At 54.1% G+C, this 12,502-nt stretch carries 13 protein-coding genes; 12 read left to right on the top strand and 1 reads right to left on the bottom strand.

The annotated features are described in order from the left end of the window. Window positions 1-47: 47 nt before the first annotated feature. A complete protein-coding gene (gene flgA, locus VF684_RS03410; protein WP_081042809.1) occupies window positions 48-731 on the bottom strand; it encodes a flagellar basal body P-ring formation chaperone FlgA in 684 nt (227 codons plus the stop codon). 144 nt (window positions 732-875) lie between these two features. Here flgA and VF684_RS03405 point away from each other — a divergent pair, with 144 nt between their 5' ends. From VF684_RS03405 to VF684_RS03350, 12 genes are all read left to right on the top strand, one after another. After that, a complete protein-coding gene (locus tag VF684_RS03405; RefSeq protein ID WP_005334174.1) occupies window positions 876-1,787 on the top strand; it encodes a chemotaxis protein CheV in 912 nt (303 codons plus the stop codon). A 17-nt stretch (window positions 1,788-1,804) separates the two neighbouring features. Then, window positions 1,805-2,629 carry a CheR family methyltransferase gene (locus VF684_RS03400; RefSeq protein ID WP_005350656.1) on the top strand — a complete coding sequence of 275 codons (825 nt, stop codon included), beginning with the start codon at window positions 1,805-1,807 and terminating at the stop codon, window positions 2,627-2,629. A gap of 296 nt (window positions 2,630-2,925) precedes the next feature. Continuing rightward, window positions 2,926-3,324 carry a flagellar basal body rod protein FlgB gene (gene flgB / locus VF684_RS03395; RefSeq protein ID WP_005334169.1) on the top strand — a complete coding sequence of 133 codons (399 nt, stop codon included), beginning with the start codon at window positions 2,926-2,928 and terminating at the stop codon, window positions 3,322-3,324. Further along, entirely contained in the window at window positions 3,324-3,743 is a 420-nt protein-coding gene (gene flgC, locus VF684_RS03390; protein WP_005350658.1) for a flagellar basal body rod protein FlgC, read from the top strand. Before flgB ends, flgC begins: the two co-directional genes overlap by 1 nt. Before the next feature lie 15 nt (window positions 3,744-3,758). Then, complete coding sequence (locus VF684_RS03385; protein WP_107685153.1) at window positions 3,759-4,499, top strand: flagellar hook assembly protein FlgD; 741 nt, start codon at window positions 3,759-3,761, stop codon at window positions 4,497-4,499. A 10-nt stretch (window positions 4,500-4,509) separates the two neighbouring features. Continuing rightward, window positions 4,510-5,895, top strand: coding sequence for a flagellar hook protein FlgE (gene flgE, locus VF684_RS03380; protein WP_374885251.1), 1,386 nt, complete (start codon window positions 4,510-4,512; stop codon window positions 5,893-5,895). 141 nt (window positions 5,896-6,036) lie between these two features. Then, on the top strand, window positions 6,037-6,783 hold the full coding sequence (gene flgF, locus VF684_RS03375; protein WP_005334159.1) for a flagellar basal-body rod protein FlgF: 747 nt from the start codon (window positions 6,037-6,039) through the stop codon (window positions 6,781-6,783). A gap of 14 nt (window positions 6,784-6,797) precedes the next feature. Further along, window positions 6,798-7,586 carry a flagellar basal-body rod protein FlgG gene (gene flgG, locus VF684_RS03370; protein WP_005334158.1) on the top strand — a complete coding sequence of 263 codons (789 nt, stop codon included), beginning with the start codon at window positions 6,798-6,800 and terminating at the stop codon, window positions 7,584-7,586. A 14-nt stretch (window positions 7,587-7,600) separates the two neighbouring features. Then, on the top strand, window positions 7,601-8,272 hold the full coding sequence (gene flgH / locus VF684_RS03365; RefSeq protein WP_005334152.1) for a flagellar basal body L-ring protein FlgH: 672 nt from the start codon (window positions 7,601-7,603) through the stop codon (window positions 8,270-8,272). An 8-nt stretch (window positions 8,273-8,280) separates the two neighbouring features. Then, window positions 8,281-9,378, top strand: coding sequence for a flagellar basal body P-ring protein FlgI (locus tag VF684_RS03360; protein WP_005350664.1), 1,098 nt, complete (start codon window positions 8,281-8,283; stop codon window positions 9,376-9,378). A gap of 43 nt (window positions 9,379-9,421) precedes the next feature. Further along, window positions 9,422-10,495: a flagellar assembly peptidoglycan hydrolase FlgJ gene (flgJ, locus tag VF684_RS03355; protein WP_139441532.1), complete on the top strand. Its 1,074-nt coding sequence runs from the start codon at window positions 9,422-9,424 to the stop codon at window positions 10,493-10,495. Window positions 10,496-10,498: 3 nt separating this feature from the next. After that, the gene (locus VF684_RS03350; RefSeq protein ID WP_118853612.1) at window positions 10,499-12,502 is read left to right on the top strand and encodes a FlgK family flagellar hook-associated protein; all 2,004 of its coding nucleotides are present in this window, start codon (window positions 10,499-10,501) and stop codon (window positions 12,500-12,502) included.

The following is a 12,502-nucleotide window of genomic DNA, read 5'->3' as shown; positions in this document are numbered from 1 at the left end:
GGTGCGGCAGATCAAAACTTTAGAAAAAAGTTGTCAAGGATCCGGATTTAAAAAGTGACCGATACGGCGCCTACCGCACTGACTTTACCCTCAACGGTTTTGCCGGAGCGAATATTGACGAGTTTGATGATCTCTCCGAAGCTGCCATCTTGCAAGGCTCGGGCCATGGTTTTGATCTGGAAGTTGCTATTTTCTGCCGTCAGGGTGACCTGATCCCCTTTGCACACTACACAAACCTGGCTCAAACGGATGGGTTGCCCAGGTTTTAGCTCCCGCTTGCTGCGTACTCCGACAAGAGGGGCGGTGTCAGTCAGGTAGTCGCCGCGGATCAGGGTCTGATCTTGATAGGCCAACACCAGCTGGCTTTCACTCAGCAGGTCCCCCTTGGCGATGGGGTTGGTCACAGTGACATAGGGTTTTTGAATGCTGACCCGTACCGGGAGATAGACGTCCCAGGGTTTGTCTTCCTCACATTTAAGGTAAACTGTTGTATTACGGCGAATTTCCATTTTTGCTGGTAAGCTGATAGTGAGCAGATCTTCGCAGCGGGTCAGTGGGAGCCGTTCATCCAGTGTGGCAGAGGTGACCTCGGCTCTGGCATCCAACGGAATATCCAGCTGGCTGTAAACGAACTCTTGTGCCTTTTCTTGCAGATAAGTAGTGACGTCCGAGGCGTAGCTGGAAGATATGCTGCCAAAAAAGAGGCTGATGAGTAAAAGTCGGTTAATCATTTTCGCTCGTTGGTCGATAAGTTGTTCACGCATATCACCATATTTAACTATGATTGCTTCAGAATCTGTTCGTTGTCACATCGATAGTCTGACGCAATCCATCACGCATGCATGATTAATGCCAAGCGTTTTTAGGGAGTGTTTATGGCCAGTATCCTGGACTCGGTCAACCAACGTACCCAGCTAGTGGGGCAAAACCGGCTGGAGTTGTTGTTGTTTCGTCTCAATGGACGTCAAAGATTTGGCATCAACGTATTCAAAGTGCGTGAAGTGTTGCAGTGTCCCCCCTTGACCGTGATGCCCAAACTGAACTCCTGCATCCGCGGGGTTGCACATATTCGTGGCCAGACTATCTCGGTCATCGATCTCAGCATGGCTGTTGGCAAACGCCCGATTGATGATCTGAGCAAATGCTTCATTATCATCTCCGAGTACAACCGCTCTATTCAGGGCTTCTTGGTGCATTCGGTCGAGCGCATCATCAATATGAACTGGGAATCCATCCTGCCTCCGCCCAAAGGTGCAGGTCGCATCAACTACATGACAGCCGTGACTGAAGTCGACGGCGAGTTGGTCGAAATTCTTGATGTTGAGCGGATATTGAACGAAATTTCGCCGGTTGCAACGGATGTGAGTGAGGAGTTGGTTCAGGCCAGTGTCGACCACCCGACTCTGGGGCGTCCTGTTCTTGTTGCGGATGATTCCTCAGTGGCACGCAAACAGGTACAACGTGCGCTTGAGGCTATCGGTGTCGAGTGCGTGTTGGCAAAAGATGGCCGCGAAGCATTGAACATGCTGCTGGAAATGACCAAAAATGGTCCTATCAAGGATCAGGTTGCGCTGGTTATTTCGGATATCGAAATGCCGGAAATGGATGGCTATACCTTCACTGCCGAGATCCGGAATAATCCCAATCTCAAGGATTTGCATGTTATTCTGCATACCTCGCTCAGTGGAGTATTCAACCAGGCAATGGTGCAGAAAGTTGGTGCGAACAATTTTATCGCCAAGTTCCAGCCTGATGAATTGGCCAAGGCCGTACAAAACGCACTCTAATAAAGAAGAACAGCTGCATGAAGACACTTTCGGACGACTTATACAAACAGTTCAGCAACTTTCTGGCGGTACAGAGCGGAATTGTGCTGGGGGATAACAAACAGTATCTGGTGAAGAGCCGTCTTTCACCTTTGATGGCGCAGTTTGGCATCGAGAGTCTGTCTGATCTGGTTACCCGTGCAATGAGTGTGCGAGAGCGTGACCTGAAAATGGCCGTGGTGGATGCCATGACGACCAACGAGACCCTCTGGTTTCGTGATACCTATCCGTTTCAGCTTCTTACCGACAAGATTTTCCCCGAGTTGGGGAAAAGTGGCCGCCCCATCAAGATCTGGTCGGCTGCATCCTCGTCAGGTCAGGAGCCCTATTCCATTGCCATGACGGCACTGGAGCAGCAGATGAAAAAGCCGGGGACCTTGCCTGGTGGCGTGCAGATTGTCGGGACGGATATTTCGACTACCATGCTCAATCAGTGTAAGGAAGGCGTTTACGATAGCCTTGCTCTGGCGCGCGGTTTGTCACCGGAGCGCAAGAAGATGTTTTTTGAGCCCTACGGTGATAACAAAATGCGGGTTGCTGAGCGAGTCAGAAAATTGACCACCTTCCGGCCACTCAACCTGTTGGAGAGTTATAGTCTGCTCGGCAAGTTTGACATTATTTTTTGCCGTAACGTGCTCATCTATTTTGCGCCGGAAGTGAAGTCGAAGATCCTCAACCAGTTTGCTGCCAGTCTCAACCCCGGTGGATATCTGATGCTGGGAGCGTCGGAGTCACTGGCCGGGTTGACCGACCGGTTCGAGATGATCCGTTGCAATCCGGGGATTGTCTACAAGGTCAAATAGGCCTCATAGCCTTGATATTCGGGGTTCTACCGGATATTGCCAGTTCATGCAAAGAGGGAAGCTACGAGCTTCCCTCTTTCTTTATCTACTGCTCGGTCTTTCTATTTACCTGCCATATCTCGCCACTGCAAAAGTGGTTGCAACCTTAAGGTGGCCAAATGATGCCGTCTGACTCAAGGCACGAGATGCTCCTGCCGTTTTCGGTCTGAAATGTGCTCATACCCAAACCATCGATCTGATAGATTTGCTTATGGCACACCTCTTGCAGGCAAAATAAACCAAGCAGGAGGTGTGCTATGGCTCTTTCATTTGACAAGGCATTCGGTGTGCATCAACACACTATAAGCGTTCGCGCCAAGCGTGCTGAGGTGCTTTCCAGCAATATTGCCAACGCAGATACCCCGGGCTTCAAAGCTAGGGATATCAATTTTGCTCAGGCATTGCAGGAGGCCCAGTCGCATCAGGGGTTTGGTTTGGCAACGACCAGCGAAAAGCACTTTGCCTTGAATATGGACGCCCCAGGTACCGTGCAATATCGCAACCCGCTGCAACCGGATACCGGTGACGGCAATACAGTCGATGTGCAGCAGGAGCGCAGCGAATTTCTGCGCAATAGCCTCGAGTATCAAACCTCCCTTGAATTTATGAATAGCAAGATCAGTGGCCTGCTCAAGGCCCTGAAAGGAGAGCAGTGATGAGTTTGTTCAAGGTCTTTGACATAGCAGGCTCGGCTATGAGTGCACAGTCAGTGCGCCTCAACACGGTTGCCAGCAACATGGCCAACGCGGACAGCGTCAGCTCCAGTGTGGAAAATACTTACCACGCCAGGCGGCCAGTCTTTGCCGCCCAGCTCGATCAGGCGATGTCTGACAAGCAGGGCTCGGTCGGGGTTGAGGTGAAGGGGATTGTCGAGAGCAAGGCGCCACTGCTCAAGGAGTACAACCCCAACCACCCGATGGCGGATAAAGACGGTTTTATCTTCAAGCCAAACGTCAACATGGTTGAAGAGATGGCCGACATGATCAACGCCTCGCGCAGCTACCAGACCAACGTACAGGTTGCAGATTCGGCCAAAAAGATGCTGCAGCAGACGCTCCAGCTTGGCAAGTCCTGATAGGAGGGATGCAGCATGGTCGATACAACCAACAGTGCTAACGGTATAAGCCGTACCACGACCCAGACGACAGGCATAACCACGACGCCCAAGAAAGAGCTGGATCAGGCTTCATTTATGAAACTGCTGACCATGCAGCTGTCATATCAGGATCCCTTCAAGCCGGTCGACAATGCCCAGATGCTTTCCCAGATGGCATCCATGTCGACATCCGAGGGGATCAGTAGTCTGTCTACCCAGATGGGCAAGCTTAATGACCAGATGATATCCAGCCAGGCTCTCCAAGCGTCTTCTCTGGTGGGCCAAAATGTATTGCTACAGGGCAATACAGGATTTTTAGACAAGGATGGTTCGTTATCTGCGGTCGTTGCTGTAGGCACAACGAATAAATATGCGGGCGTCAAAATTACCGTTGAGGATGAAAAGGGACAGGTTATCAAGGAGTTTCCCCTCGAAGGCGACCAAAAAGGTAATGTGGAAATTGCTTGGGATGGTAAAGACAAGGCCGGTAACCGAGTCGCCGCAGGCAAGTATGTCATCAAAGCCAGCGGCACTCTCGATGGCAAGTCGGAAAGTATTGCCACATTTGCTTATGCCAAAGTAGATAGCGTTGCTTTGGGCAATGCCACCAACCCGACTCGTCTCAACTTGAGAGGGCTGGGGAGCGAATATCTGAACAATATTCTGCAAATTTCAGGCACCAATTCAAATCCGACGGTTACACCGTCAAAAACCACGTCGACAGCATCGATCTAAGGAGCTGGATATGTCATTTAACAATGCCTTGAGCGGTGTCAACGCGGCACAAAAAGACTTGAACGTCACCGCCAACAACATTGCCAACGTTAACACCATGGGCTTTAAAGAGTCCCGTGCCGAGTTTGCGGATGTCTACGCCAACTCCATCTTTGTCAATGCCAAGACCCAGGTCGGTAACGGTGTGGCAACCGGTGCGGTTGCCCAACAGTTCCATCAGGGGGCGCTGCAATTCACCAATAACGCACTGGATCTGGCGATTCAGGGGAATGGATTCTTTGTGACCTCCGATGGCCTGACCAACCTGGATCGCACCTATACCCGTGCGGGTGCCTTCAAGCTCAATGAAAACAGCTATATGGTTAATAATCAGGGTCATTACCTGCAAGGCTATGAAATTAACGCCGATGGCACCCCGAAGGCGGTCAGTATTAACTCTACCAAGCCGATCCAGATCCCTGATAAGGCGGGTGAGCCTGTGAAAACGACCAAGATCGAGGCAAGTTACAACTTGCCAGCTAATACAAAGCCGCTTCCGGCCGGTGCTACGGCACCAACGGTTCCTGTTCCTAACCCGCCTGATGCATCTACATTTAATCGAAAAGACTCAAATACCTATTCTGCGTCCACGTCAATTACGGTTTACGATTCGCTTGGTGAGCCACATACCATTACCCAATATTTTGTTAAAGAAGCAGATCCTGCCAATCTTGCTAACCCAGCAAATCCTACAGCATGGCGCATGTATCTTTACCAGGGAGATAAGCCTATTGATATCGATGGTGCTGGTGCGGTTACTCCGACGATGGCACCTGGTTTGGATCAGGCTCCTGCTGGTGCGAGAATCACATTTGATGCTGATGGAAAAATGATTTCACCGACTGCACCGGCGGTTATCAAGACCGAAGCATTAGGAGCTGGCGCAGGGATAATCAATAATGGTGCAGACCCTACCCAAGTCATTGAAATTTCTTTAGGTAATCTTACCTCTTACGCTTCTCCTTTCGAGGCCTATAAGTTGACGCAAGACGGCTCGACAGTCGGTCGTTTGACCAAAGTTGAAATTACCCCTGACGGTATTGTGTCTGCAACTTATAGCAATGCGACTACTGTCAAAGTTGCCATGGTGGCAATGGCCAAGTTTGCTAATGCGCAAGGACTAACTCAGGTCGGAGATACTTCCTGGAGACAATCGTTGCTTTCCGGAGACGCGTTACCGGGTATGGCAAACTCGGGCACTTTCGGGACCATCAAATCATCGGCGCTGGAGCAGTCCAACGTGGATTTGACCTCGGAGCTGGTGGACCTGATCACTGCCCAGCGTAACTTCCAGGCCAACTCCCGTTCTCTGGAGGTCAACAGTTCGCTGCAGCAAACCATCCTGCAGATCCGTTAATCTCGCAATACATGATAATGAGAGGGGGCTTGGCCCCCTCTCTGTTTCTGTCGCATTCCCATCCTTATCCCCCCATATTTCTGCTATTGGCACTCTAATTGCATTTCTCCTGTCAGAGTCATCTGTTTGACGGAGAATTCCATGGATCACCTGCTTTATATCGCCATGTCCGGGGCCAAAGAGACCATGAACAGCTTGGCTGTTCGCGGCAACAACCTCGCCAATGCCAATACAACCGGCTTCAAGTCCGATTTTGAGCAGGCCAGAAGCATGCAGGCATTCGGAGAGGGCTTGCCAAGCCGGGTGTTTGCCATGGCTGAGCGCCCGGGTCAGAACCTGCAGCATGGCATGCTGATGACCACCGGACGGGATCTGGACGTGGCGGTAGATGGGCCTGGCTGGATTGCCGTGCAGGATCCCAAGGGGGGTGAGGCCTATACCCGCATGGGGAATTTGCAGGTCAATGCGACCGGCAACTTGCAGACCTCGACCGGTCTGAATGTGGTGGATGACGGTGGTCAGCCAATCGTGTTGCCTATGCCGATGGAGAAACTCGAGATCAATCGGGATGGCACCATCAGCGGTCGTCCTGAGGGGGCTGCCGCCAACTTGCCGGAAGATTTTCAGCGGATCAAGCTGGTCAACCCGGCCGCCGATGCGGTGGAGAAGGGGCAAGATGGTCTGTTTCGCCGCAAAGATGGCCAGAATGAACCCGCCTCTGCCAATGTCGGCCTGATTGCCGGCTCCCTTGAGGGGAGCAACGTCAATGTGGTGGATGAGATGACCAACCTGATCCGGCTGCAACGCCAGTTCGAAACCCAGGTCAAAATCATGAAGACGGCCGAAGAGAATGATGAAGCTCAAACCCAACTGCTGCGAATCAGCTAATCAAGGAGTTACCTATGAATCCCGCACTCTGGATCAGCAAGACTGGGTTGGATGCACAGCAGACCAATATTTCGGTCACCTCGAACAACCTGGCGAACGCCAGCACCGTGGGCTTTAAAAAGTCACGGGCCATCTTTGAAGATCTGCTGTATCAAAACATCAACCAGCCCGGTGGCCGCTCCTCTGCCGATACCGAGCTCCCCTCCGGCCTGATGCTGGGGGCGGGAGCCAAGGTGGTGGCAACCCAGAAAAACCACAGCCAGGGTAACGTACAAACCACTGACAACTCGCTCGATTTGATGATCAGTGGTCGTGGCTACTTTGAAATTCAGCTGCCGGATGGCAGTGCAGCCTATACCCGCAACGGTCAGTTCACCCTCAACGATGAAGGGACCATAGTGACCCCGGGTAATGGCTACCCGCTGCAACCGGAAATCCAGATCCCGGAAAACGCCCAGAGCGTTACGGTGGGTGAAGATGGCCAGGTCTCGGTGCAGCTCAAGGGCGATGGCGCTTCTCAGGTCGTCGGTCAGATCAACATCTCCGACTTCGTCAACGCCAGCGGCTTGCAGCCGATGGGGGAGAACATGTTTGTCGAGACCCAATCCAGCGGTGCTGCCGCTCAGGGGACGGCCGGTGCCGATGGCTTGGGGGTGATCAAGCAGGGGATGCTGGAGACTTCCAACGTCAACGTGACCGAAGAGCTGGTGAACCTCATTCAGGCTCAGCGGGTCTACGAGATGAACTCCAAGGTGCTCTCCGCCGTGGACGGCATGATGTCCTTCCTGATCCAGCGTACCTAATTAGGAGGTGCATGATGAAAGCCGTATGGATGCTGGGATTGCTGGTGCTGGGAGGGTGTAGCAGCACTCCCAATACGCCCAAGCCTGATGATCCCGAGTTTTCCCCCGTCTACGGGGAGTCGGAGCCGGTTTCGGTGCGGCCGACAGGGGCTATTTTCCAGCCGGATCAGGTCAATGGCATCTATTCGGATATCAAGGCGCACAAGGTAGGCGATATCATTACCATCGAGTTGTCGGAGTCGACCTCCGCCTCGAAAAAGGCCAATACCCAGAGTGGCAAGGACAATAAATTCAATCTGGATCCGGTCAAGCTGGGTGGCGTGCCAGTCACCGCCAGCCCCTATGATCTTTCGGCTTCCATTGGTCAGAACAGCGCGTTCAAGGGGCAGGCCAAAGCGGACCAGAGCAACAGCCTGCAGGGCAATATTTCGGTCAGCGTGGCCAAGGTGCTGCCCAACGGCAATCTGGTGGTGCGCGGCGAGAAGTGGATCATGCTCAACAATGGCAATGAATATATCCGGATCACCGGCCTTATTCGCCCGGAGGATGTGACGTCTGACAACAGCGTTTCGTCCCAGAAAGTGGCCAATGCCCGCATTTACTACGGTGGTACCGGCGATCTGGCCAATAGCCAGGAGCAAGGGTGGCTTACCAGCTTTTTCAATGGTCCCTGGTGGCCGCTCTAGGAGATGTTATGAAGTCACTCCGTCTTGTCACTCTGCTTTGCTGTCTGCTGCCCTTGGGTGTGGCCAATGCGGCCCGGATCAAGGACATCAGCTCGGTTGAAGGGGTGCGTAACAACCAGCTGATTGGTTACGGTCTGGTGGTGGGGTTGCCCGGCACTGGCGAGAAGAACAACGCATTCACCGAGCAGACCTTCCGTACCATGCTCAACAATTTTGGCATCAAGGTGCCGGATAACATCAAGCCCAAGATCAAGGATGTGGCGCCGGTGGCGATCCATGCCGACCTGCCCCCCTTCTCCAAGCCGGGCCAGACCATCGACGTGACGGTCTCTGCCATCGGCGAGGCCAAGAGCCTGCGGGGCGGCACTCTGCTGCAAAGCTTCCTGAAAGGGCTCGATGGGCGGGTTTATGCGGTCGCCCAGGGCAGTCTGGTGGTCGGTGGTCTGGGGGCCGAGGGGGCTGATGGTTCCAAGGTAGTGATCAATACCCCGACTGTCGGGCGGATTGCCAACGGTGCGACCGTGGAGCGGGAGGTGCCCAACTCCTTCAGTCAGGGGGACACTATCACCTTCAACCTTAACCGACCCGACTTTACTACTGCGCGCCGTCTGGCCGATGTGGTCAACGATCTGGTGGGGCCCAATACCGCTCAGGCGCTCGATGCCACCTCGGTCAAGGTCTATGCCCCGCGGGATCCGGGTCAGCGCGTCTCCTATCTAGCCACTATCGAGAATCTGGAGGTGGATCCGGCCAACGAGGCGGCCAAGATCATCGTTAACTCCCGCACTGGCACCATAGTGATCGGCAGTCAGGTCAAGCTCAAACCGGCGGCCATCAGCCACGGCGGGTTGACGGTGACCATCGCCGAAAACCAGCAGGTCTCCCAGCCCAACCCGCTGGCGGGAGGAGAGACGACGGTGACCAACAACTCGACCATCAATGTCCAGCAGGAGCCGGGGCGGATGTTCAAGTTTGATACCGGTGCGACCCTGGACGATCTGGTCCGGGCGGTCAATCAGGTCGGGGTCGCCCCGGGTGATTTGATGGCCATCCTTGAGGCGCTGCAGCAGGCAGGCGCCATCGAGGGGCAACTGGTCATATTGTAACAAGCGGCAAGTGGTTGCCACGGGTGGCAATGAGGTAAGCAAAATGGCGGAGTTTGACAGCAACAGCGGCATGAATCTCGGGATGGTACAGGACATCAAGAACCTGGACCGTCTGCGCCAGATGAGCCAAAGCAAAGAGGGACAGGCCGAAGCGCTCAAGAGTGCGTCGCGCCAGTTCGAGTCAATCTTTACCCAGATGCTGTTTCAGAGCATGCGTCAGGCCAACGGGGTGTTGACTCAGGACAACCCGATGAACAGCAGCTATACCCAGTTCTATGAAGGGATGCTGGATGAGCAGCGAGTTGCCGACATGTCCAGCAAGGGGGGGCTGGGATTGGCTGACATGGTGGCCAAACAGCTCTCTCCCGAGACCTTTACCCATCAGGATGGACGGGTGCTCAAGATGCCGCAGCGCACCGAACGGACCTACAAACCCTATCAGCCCCCTACGGCGGCTGCCGATGATTTGATCGCAGCATCAAAAGTTGGCAAAGATTTTGCTGAAAAAGAGATGGCCGAGGGAGCCAATGAGAGTCACGCACTCACTATGCCCCGTCGACCGCACCGCAGCATTCCGCCCATGGGACGCATGGCCAGCGAAGAGGGCTGTGCCACCGGTAGTGGGGGCAAAGAGTTCGATACGCCCGAAGAGTTCGTTAATCGCCTGATGCCGCTGGCCAAGAAAGCGGCCGACAAGCTGGGGTTAAGCCCGGCGGTACTGGTCGCTCAGGCGGCACTGGAGAGCGGTTGGGGCAAGCGGGTGATCAAGGATGGCGAGGGGCAGGTGACCCATAACCTGTTTGGCATCAAGGCCGATCCGCGCTGGGAAGGGCCCAAGGCGGTGGTCAGCACGCTCGAGTATGAGCAAGGCGTTGCCTCCCGCCAGAAAGCGGCATTTCGCTCCTATGAGTCGTTTGAAGAGAGCTTCAACGACTATGTGGACTTCCTCACTTCCGGCTCTCGCTACAAGGGAGCCCTAGCGAAGGTGGATAGCCCTGATCGCTACTTCGAGGCGCTGCAACAGGCGGGTTATGCCACCGACCCGCACTACGCCAGAAAATTGAAACAGGTATTGCGCAGTGATGCCATTGCCCAATACAACGAGATGGAGCTGTAACGTATGGCAAGCGACCTGCTTGGGATTGGTTCATCGGGCGTGCTGGCACAGCAACGCCTGCTGCAGACCACCAGTAACAACATAGTGAACGTCAATAGCCAGGGCTATGTGCGTGAGCGTACGCTGGTGTATACCAATACCATCGGTCTTGGGACCGGTGACATCAAGACCCAGCGGGTGATCAATGACTATATGCAGGGGGAGGTGCGCCGTGATACCTCCGCCTATCATGCCTCCCTGACCCATTATGAGCAGCTGGCTGGCGTTGACAGCTTGCTTGGGGATACCAGCAATAGCGTGGGGGCGGCCATCACCTCCTACTTCAAGTCATTTCACTCAGCCAATGAATCGCCTGCCGAGATCGGTGGGCGCAAGGTGGTGATGACGGAGTTGAGTGGCATGGTCAACCGTTTTCATACCCTTTCGGCGCAGCTCGACAAGCAGAGCGATACCCTCAACACCCGTATTGAAGATGAAACCAAGCAGCTCAACAGCCTGCTCACCAGCATCAATGATCTTAATCAGGCCATCATCCGCACCCAGGGGTCACCCGAAGAGAACCTGATGCTGTTTGATCAGAGGGATGAGGCGATCCGCCAGCTGTCGGAAAAGATGGATATTCGCACCGTAGCCCAACCCAACGGCAGCATGCTGGTCAATATGAGCACTGGCCATTCGTTGGTACTAAACGGCGGCGTGGCTCAGTTTAAAGTGATGCCCAGTGATCCTGATTCGAGAGATTTAGAGCTGCAATTAACTTTGGGTGATAATGAAGCGCTTATTGACAACGAGACCTTTGGTGGCGCCGTGGGAGGCCTCTTCAAAGCACGTAACGACCTTGAACCTACCAAGCGCGAACTGGGGCAGCTGGCCGTGGCGATGGCCGATGCAATGAACCAGCAGAACCGCCTCGGGATGGATCTGGATAATGAAATTGGCGGTGATATCTTCACCCTGCCAACCAGCAAGGGATTACCCTACGACGACAATACAGGAACTGTTGAGGCTAATGTCAGCTTCGTGCCGGGCAAGGGGACATCAGTGACCCCGTTTGATTACGAAGTGCGCTTTAGCAGCGCCACCGGTTATGAGGTGTTCTCGCTGGACAAGTCTGGTAATCGAACCTCTGTGGCGACTGGCACGACCCCTCCTGCAACGTTTGAACTCACGGGTCACGGAATTTCAATCGATCTCACCGGTACGCCGGCTGCGGGTGACAAACTGTTGCTGCAACCCACCAAAAGTGCGGCCGCCGGTCTGGGTCAGCTGATCACCCGACCGGAAGATTTGGCTCTGGCCTCTCCGCTTAAAGCGGAAAAGACCACCAATAATGGCGGCGGGGCAGATATCAAACTGGGTGGCGTATTCAATACAGGTGCAGGGTCAGGTTTTGGTACCAATAGTCTGAGCCCGACAGCGCCCCAGGTGGTCAAAATTGATGGCAGTGGTAACTATCAGGTGTTTCAAGCCGATGGTACTACCTTGATTGGCACTGCCCCTGCGAGCAGCAAAGGGCAAAACCTGATGTCTGCGATCGTCAACCCTTTTCCCGCCGGAGCCGCAGTCTATGCCAACCCGAAACAGGCCCCCGGCTACGAGTTCAGCATCACCGGGACGGTGGATGCCGGTGACAGCTTCAAGCTCAGTTACAACAGCAATGGCTTTGCCGATAACAGCAATGGCCTGGTTCTGGCCGAGCTGCAAAACAAGGATCTGGTGCGCAAGAGCACCAATGGTGGGACGACCAACGACAAGATGACCTTCAATCAGGCCTATTCCGGGTTGGTGATGGAAGTGGGTAACAATACCAGTCAGGCAAAAACGCTGCTCAAGGCCAATGAGTCCAAGCTTATCCAGAGCACCGGCATCTTTGAAAGCGTGTCTGGGGTCAATTTGGAGGAGGAAGCTGCCAATCTGATCCGCTTCCAGCAATCCTATGCGGCATCGGCGCAAATCGTCAGCACGGCCAAAACCATTTTCGATACACTGCTCTCTTCCGTGAGGTAA

It is taken from the genome of Aeromonas sp. Lyrl_2 (assembly GCF_051948815.1).
Lineage (GTDB): Bacteria > Pseudomonadota > Gammaproteobacteria > Enterobacterales > Aeromonadaceae > Aeromonas > Aeromonas veronii.
The sequence above is the reverse complement of the archived record's forward strand: the minus strand, read 5'-3'. Positions and strand labels throughout refer to the sequence as shown.

Excerpts from the sequence above, each read along its gene's own strand:
- flgA (WP_081042809.1), bottom strand. The coding sequence starts at position 731 with ATGATTAACCGACTTTTACTCATCAGCCTCTTTTTTGGCAGCATATCT.
- VF684_RS03405 (WP_005334174.1), top strand. The coding sequence starts at position 876 with ATGGCCAGTATCCTGGACTCGGTCAACCAACGTACCCAGCTAGTGGGG.
- VF684_RS03400 (WP_005350656.1), top strand. The coding sequence starts at position 1,805 with ATGAAGACACTTTCGGACGACTTATACAAACAGTTCAGCAACTTTCTG.
- flgB (WP_005334169.1), top strand. The coding sequence starts at position 2,926 with ATGGCTCTTTCATTTGACAAGGCATTCGGTGTGCATCAACACACTATA.
- flgC (WP_005350658.1), top strand. The coding sequence starts at position 3,324 with ATGAGTTTGTTCAAGGTCTTTGACATAGCAGGCTCGGCTATGAGTGCA.
- VF684_RS03385 (WP_107685153.1), top strand. The coding sequence starts at position 3,759 with ATGGTCGATACAACCAACAGTGCTAACGGTATAAGCCGTACCACGACC.
- flgE (WP_374885251.1), top strand. The coding sequence starts at position 4,510 with ATGTCATTTAACAATGCCTTGAGCGGTGTCAACGCGGCACAAAAAGAC.
- flgF (WP_005334159.1), top strand. The coding sequence starts at position 6,037 with ATGGATCACCTGCTTTATATCGCCATGTCCGGGGCCAAAGAGACCATG.
- flgG (WP_005334158.1), top strand. The coding sequence starts at position 6,798 with ATGAATCCCGCACTCTGGATCAGCAAGACTGGGTTGGATGCACAGCAG.
- flgH (WP_005334152.1), top strand. The coding sequence starts at position 7,601 with ATGAAAGCCGTATGGATGCTGGGATTGCTGGTGCTGGGAGGGTGTAGC.
- VF684_RS03360 (WP_005350664.1), top strand. The coding sequence starts at position 8,281 with ATGAAGTCACTCCGTCTTGTCACTCTGCTTTGCTGTCTGCTGCCCTTG.
- flgJ (WP_139441532.1), top strand. The coding sequence starts at position 9,422 with ATGGCGGAGTTTGACAGCAACAGCGGCATGAATCTCGGGATGGTACAG.
- VF684_RS03350 (WP_118853612.1), top strand. The coding sequence starts at position 10,499 with ATGGCAAGCGACCTGCTTGGGATTGGTTCATCGGGCGTGCTGGCACAG.